Here is a 720-nt window from a genome sequence, read left to right as displayed (position 1 = left end):
ACGGGCGCATACGCCTACTCGATGAGCAGCCAATACAACCGCTACCCGCGCCCTGCGATGGTCGCCGTTGCTGGGGGTACGGCGCGGGTGATTGTGGAACGCGAGACCTACGCCGATGTCGCCCGCATGGATTCGGTAGCCCCGCAAATCGGCGAGGGGAGGTGAGCGACTTCAGAGTCGCTTATTATGCAGCACGTTCGGTGTTATCTGCGACCCAGCGTCTTAGCGTTGCCTGGAGCGCGTCCAGTGTCAGCGGTTTGCTTAGATAATCGTCCATACCCGCTTCAAAGCAGACCTCACGGTCGGACTGCATTGCGTTCGCCGTGAGTGCAATCACAATCTGATGATTGCCTGTTTGCTGTTCGCGTTGGCGCAGTAGGCGCGTTGCAGTTAGCCCGTCCATCACGGGCATTTGCATATCCATCAAAACAATGTCGTAGGAAGCGCACGCTAACCTCTCTAATGCTTGCTGTCCGTTCTCCGCCACATCCACCGCGCACCCCAGCTTCTGAAGCATGCGTATTGCTACCTTCTGATTGACAGGATTGTCTTCCACCAACAGCACGCGGACACCCTTCAGTTCGTAAGCGCTTCGCGACGAATTGTCCTGCTGCGCGTCCACGCGCTCTGTTGCACTCTCTTGCACAATAGGGAGCGGTACCTCGAACCAGAAGCAGCTCCCCAGATTAGGTTGGCTAAAAACCCCGATTTTTCCCCCCA

The 720-nt window shown here is 57.1% G+C and carries 1 protein-coding gene; it reads right to left on the bottom strand.

Annotation, left to right across the window (positions count from 1 at the left end; genetic code table 11):
* Window positions 1-184: 184 nt before the first annotated feature.
* A partial coding sequence (locus tag NW837_RS15610; RefSeq protein WP_414332596.1) for a response regulator occupies window positions 185-720 on the bottom strand: 536 nt, incomplete at its 5' end.

Origin of the sequence: Synechococcus sp. R6-10, from assembly GCF_047461815.1 — a bacterium.
GTDB lineage: Bacteria > Cyanobacteriota > Cyanobacteriia > Thermostichales > Thermostichaceae > Thermostichus.
The sequence above is the reverse complement of the archived record's forward strand: the minus strand, read 5'-3'. Positions and strand labels throughout refer to the sequence as shown.